The organism is Micromonospora sp. (assembly GCF_048594385.1).
Lineage (GTDB): Bacteria > Actinomycetota > Actinomycetes > Mycobacteriales > Micromonosporaceae > Micromonospora > Micromonospora wenchangensis.
In genome coordinates this window covers 1-4869 of the sequence record NZ_JBMDWU010000135.1, presented here as the reverse complement: position 1 = coordinate 4869, position 4869 = coordinate 1, and the positions used below count along the sequence as shown (strand labels likewise).

At 74.0% G+C, this 4869-nt stretch carries 5 protein-coding genes; 3 read left to right on the top strand and 2 right to left on the bottom strand.

Annotated features, from left to right (window positions below; genetic code table 11):
• Positions 1-86: 86 nt before the first annotated feature.
• The gene (locus ACOJTC_RS06585; RefSeq protein WP_420116163.1) at positions 87-1001 is read right to left on the bottom strand and encodes an anti-sigma factor domain-containing protein; all 915 of its coding nucleotides are present in this window, start codon (positions 999-1001) and stop codon (positions 87-89) included.
• Positions 955-1557 (bottom strand): RNA polymerase sigma factor, encoded by a 603-nt coding sequence (locus ACOJTC_RS06580; protein ID WP_204923713.1) that lies wholly within the window; start codon positions 1555-1557, stop codon positions 955-957. The genes ACOJTC_RS06585 and ACOJTC_RS06580 overlap by 47 nt, the downstream gene beginning before the upstream one ends.
• Before the next feature lie 249 nt (positions 1558-1806).
• Here ACOJTC_RS06580 and ACOJTC_RS06575 point away from each other — a divergent pair, with 249 nt between their 5' ends.
• From ACOJTC_RS06575 to ACOJTC_RS06565, 3 genes are all read left to right on the top strand, one after another.
• Positions 1807-2637, top strand: a complete 831-nt coding sequence (locus ACOJTC_RS06575) for a DUF4397 domain-containing protein (RefSeq protein ID WP_204923714.1) — start codon at positions 1807-1809, stop codon at positions 2635-2637.
• The gene (locus tag ACOJTC_RS06570; RefSeq protein WP_204923715.1) at positions 2634-3302 is read left to right on the top strand and encodes a class F sortase; all 669 of its coding nucleotides are present in this window, start codon (positions 2634-2636) and stop codon (positions 3300-3302) included. Before ACOJTC_RS06575 ends, ACOJTC_RS06570 begins: the two co-directional genes overlap by 4 nt.
• A gap of 105 nt (positions 3303-3407) precedes the next feature.
• Positions 3408-4583 carry a cysteine desulfurase family protein gene (locus tag ACOJTC_RS06565; RefSeq protein ID WP_420116162.1) on the top strand — a complete coding sequence of 392 codons (1176 nt, stop codon included), beginning with the start codon at positions 3408-3410 and terminating at the stop codon, positions 4581-4583.
• Positions 4584-4869 lie beyond the last annotated feature (286 nt).

The window sequence follows — 4869 nt, the reverse complement described above, 5'->3', positions numbered from 1 at the left end:
GCCCGGCCCGCGCGTCGGCGCGCGGCGGGGGGCGGGTACGCGATGGGAGCTGATCGGCGGGCCGGGGAGCTGAGCCGGCCCGCCGATCAGCCCGTCAGGGTGCCCCTCAGCAGGCTGTCGCCGGAGTGGGCGGGCTTGTTGTCGTACTGCTCGGCGGAGACGTCGACCACCGAGTATGCCTCAAGATCAACGTTCGGGGGCAGGGGCAGCAGGGCGTCGCCGGAGCTACCCCGCAGCACACCCACCGAGAACATCTCCATGGTCGTCGGATTGATCAGCCAGACCTCGTAGTACCCCGTAACGTCCGGGAGATTCGCGACGTGCAGGTGCAGTCGTCCGTCGGCGAAGACCCGGGCGTCGCCCCGGGCGTCGGCCGGCGTGCTCCCGTACGCGGCCAGCGGCGCGCTGGCCAGCACGTCCTGCCGGGGCGTGGCCCCCCGGTCGCCGAGCACGAAGACGGTGCCGAGCACCGCGATCGCGGCGGCGGCTGTCGCCGAGACGACGGTGGTCGCCCAGCGTGGCCAACGCCGTGACCGGCCCGCCGGTCGGACGGCACGCCCGCCGCCGGGGGACGACGACGGCCGCCGGGACTCCGGCCGGTCGCCGGTCACCACCGACGGGTGCGGGTCGCCGGCCCTCACCGACGGTTGCGGGTCGCCGGTCACCGCCGGCGGATGCCGGTAGGCCGGGTCGACGCCGTTCCTGGCCGCCGGAGGGGCCTGCGTCGGGTCCGGCCCGAGAGCCTGCCGGTGGGCCTCGGCCGGCGACGGCACCTGCGCGACGGCGTCGAGTTCGGCCAGGATGCCCGCCCAGAGGTGGGCCGGCGGGTCGGGCAAATCGTGCAGGCCCTGGGTGCCCGCGCCCAGCCCGGCGACGTGCCGCAGGGACTCCAGCTCGCGCCGGCAGGTCACGCAGCCGCCGAGGTGGTCGGTCTCGCCGTGGTCCGCCTCGCTCTCACCGAGCGCCAGAAAGACCAGCCGGTCGTGGTCCAGGTGCTGCACCGTCCACCTCCCATCTGCGTTTCAAGCTCGCCATGCCCCGCCTGATGTGACTCTTGACCGTGCCCAGCGGCACCCCGGTCACCGTCGCGATCTGTTGGTGTGTCAGGTCGTCGTAGAAGGCCAGTTCCAACATCCGTCGTTGGTCGTCGGGGAGCCGGGCCAGCTCGTCGGCGACCACCAGCCGGTCGACCACCGTGTCCGGGTCTGCGCCGGTGCCGACCGGTTCGGGTAGCTGCCGTACCGTCTCCACCACCCGGGCCTCCCGGGCCGAGGCGCGCAGCCGGTCGATCACCTTGCGCCGGCCGATGCCGAGCAGCCACCCGATCAACGAGCCCTTGGTCGGGTCGAAGGTCTCCCGCCCCAGCCAGGCGGCGACGAACGTCGCCTGGGTCACGTCCTCCGCGTCGCTGCGGTTGGCCAACGTGCTGGTGGCCAGGTGGAGCACGGCCCGGCCGAACCGGTCGTACGCCTCCCGCAGCGCGGTCTCGTCGCCCGCCCGGAAGCGCGCGGCCAACTCGTCGGGGGGTGGTTCGGGTTCGTGTCCTGCTGTTCCCACCGCTGTCACCGGGCGGGTCGCCTTCCCTGGGGCATGCCCGACTGTAACGCCCACAGCCTCCGCCCCACTCTCCTGGTCCGGTCCGCCTCCACTCGTCTCACCAGCTATTCGTCGCCGCAGCCGGCCCCGGATGCACCCCGGGCGAAAAAAAGAATGTGGTGTCGGGCTGCATCCGGCGGTGCGACGGGTGGCGTAACCCGTTCTGCAAGCCAGACCTGACGAACCAGCACCAATCACCAGGAGGCAGACATGCAGCTCGCTATCTTCCGTCGGGTCGCCGCAGGCGGCGCGGTGGCCGCCCTGGCCTTCGCCGGCGTCGGCGCCGCGACCACGGGCCCGGCGTACGCCGCCTCGTCCAAGGTCTCCGTCGTGCACGGCATCCCGGACACCCCGGTGGACGTCTACGTCAACGGCAAGAAGACCCTCGACAACTTCAAGCCCGGTGACGTCGCCGGCCCGCTGACCCTGCCCGAGGGCGAGTACGACATCGCCCTGACCAAGCCGGGCGAGCCGGTCGGCAGCGCGATTCTCAAGGTCGATGACGCCGAGGTTCCCGGCGGCGCCAACATCAGCCTCGCCGCGCACCTCGGCGCGGACGGCAAGCCGCAGATCACCCCGTTCGTCAACGACACCGCCAAGCTGGCCGCCGGCAAGGCCCGGCTGATCGTCCGGCACACCGCCGCCGCCCCGGCGGTCGACGTGCGGGCCGGTGGCAAGCCTGTCTTCGAGGACCTCACCAACCCGAAGGAGGCCAAGGCCGACGTCGACGCGGGCACGGTCAAGGCCGACGTGGTGCTGGCCGGCACCGACACCGTGGCGATCGGCCCGGCGGACCTGAACCTCAAGGAGGGCACCGCCACCATCGTCTACGCGATCGGCTCGGCCGAGGCCAAGAACCTCGACCTGGTCGCCCAGACCATCACCGGTCTGCACTCGGCCCCGGGCGGCGTGCCCAGCGGCACCGGTGGGCAGGCCGGCACCGGCGTGGACACCTGGTGGTACGTGCTGGCCGGTGCCGGCGTACTGCTGCTGGTCGGCGGCGGGGCGCGGGTGGCCGCCACCCGGACCGGTCGCCGGTGACGGTGCGACACCGCGGGGCGCTGGCGGCGATGGCCGCCGGCGTCGCCGCGCTCACCATCGCCACCGTCGTGGCCTGCGGCTCGCAGCCGGCCGAGGACGTCGGCGCGGACGAGGCGGCGGCGCTGGCCAGCAGCAGTCCGCCGGGCCCGACCGCCGGAACCGGTGGCGGCCCGTCGGTGCCGGTGACCGCAGGTGACCTGCCCACGGCCGAACGGACCGTGCCGCCGGTGAAGCTGCGCATCCCGGCGATCGACGTCACCGCCACGGTCAACCCGGTGGGCATCGACACCCGCACCGACGAGTTCGACGTCCCGCCGAGCGTGGACCAGATCGGCTGGTACCGGTTCGGCCCCGGGCTGGAGACCGACGCCGGCTCGGTGGTGATCGCCGGTCACGTCGACAGCTCGGAGCAGGGCAAGGGGGCGTTCTTCCGGCTCCGCGAACTCGACCGGGGGGACACCGTCACCGCCACCGGCGCGGACGGCGAACAGCGCGCCTACCGGGTCGTCTCCCGCGAGGAGTACGCCAAGACGAAGATCCCGCTGGACCGGTACTTCGCCCGGGACGGCAAGCCGCGGCTGACCCTGATCACCTGCGGCGGGCCGTTCGACCCGAAGACCCGGCACTACCGGGACAACATCGTTGTCACCGCCGTACCGGCCTGAGGACCGGGTCGGGGCCGATCCGGTCCCGGCCCGGTCCCATCCACGCTTCGGTACGGGTGGTCCGGCATCCAACGCGCCGTGCGCTGGCCGTTACGCTGAACGGTGATGGCATACCTTGATCACGCGGCGACCACCCCGATGCTCGACGAGGCGTTGGCGGCGTACGTCGCCACCGCCCGCGAGGTCGGCAACGCGTCGTCGTTGCACGCGACGGGCCGGCGTGCCCGGCGTCGGGTGGAGGAGTCCCGCGAGCGGGTGGCCGCCGTGCTGGGCGCCCGCCCCTCCGAGGTCATCTTCACCGGCGGCGGCACCGAGAGCGACAACCTCGCCGTCAAGGGCGTCTTCTGGGCCCGACGGGCCGCCCGGCCCGACCGGGTCCGGGTGGTCTCCAGCGCGGTCGAGCACCACGCCGTCCTCGACGCGGTCGACTGGCTGGCCGACCACGAGGACGCCGAGGTCGCCTGGCTGCCCACGGACGCCGCCGGCAAGCTCGACCCGGCGCTGCTGCGCGCCGAGCTGTCCGCGCACGCCGACCGGGTCGCCGTGGTGACCGCGATGTGGGCCAACAACGAGGTCGGCACCGTGCAGCCGGTGGCCGAGCTGGCCGCCGTCGCCGCCGAGCACGGCGTGCCGTTCCACACCGACGCGGTGCAGGCGGTCGGCCAGGTGCCCGTCGACTTCGCGGCCAGCGGGGTCTCCGCGCTCACCGTGACCGGGCACAAGCTCGGCGGCCCGACCGGGGTGGGCGCGCTGCTGCTCGCCCGGGACGTCGCCGCCACCCCGCTGCTACACGGCGGTGGGCAGGAACGCGACGTCCGCTCCGGCACCCTGGACACCGCAGGCATCGTCGCCTTCGCGGTCGCCGTCGAGACGGCGGTCAAGGGCCAGCAGGAGTACGCCGCCCGGGTGGCGGCGCTCCGCGACGACCTGGTGCGGCGGGTCCGGGAGGCGGTGCCCGAGGTGGTGTTCAACGGCCACCCCGACGACCGGCTGCCCGGCAACGCGCACTTCTCCTTCCCGGGCTGCGAGGGGGACGCCCTGTTGCTCCTGCTCGACGCCCAGGGCATCGCCTGCTCCACCGGCTCGGCCTGCTCGGCCGGGGTGGCCCAGCCCAGCCACGTGCTGCTGGCGATGGGCGCCGACCACGACCGGGCCCGCTCCTCGCTGCGCTTCACCCTCGGCCACACCAGCACCCCCGCCGACGTCAACGCCCTGATCGCGGCCCTCCCCGCCGCCGTCGACCGCGCCCGCCGAGCCGCCGCCCTCCGCACCCCCCGCTGACCGCCCCGCCCGCCCTCTTCGCCCCGGCTCCACCCCCGCCCCGCCCCGGCTCAGGCTCCGCACCCGCTCCGCCCCTGCCCGGCCCCCGGTGATCACGAGGTTTGCGTCACCCGCCCGCCGGATTCTGACGCGAATCTCTTGATCACCGGGGCCTACCGGCCCGCACCCCTCCCCACCCGACCGCGCATGCCTTCCAGCCCACCCGCGGGCTGCTGAGCGGTGGCGGTGCTCGGTGATCAAGAGGTTGAGGTCAGGAACGGGCGCTGGGATGACGCAAACCTCTTGA

Coding starts and splice junctions, on each gene's coding strand:
- ACOJTC_RS06575 (WP_204923714.1), top strand. CDS start 1,807: ATGCAGCTCGCTATCTTCCGTCGGGTCGCCGCAGGCGGCGCGGTGGCC.
- ACOJTC_RS06565 (WP_420116162.1), top strand. CDS start 3,408: ATGGCATACCTTGATCACGCGGCGACCACCCCGATGCTCGACGAGGCG.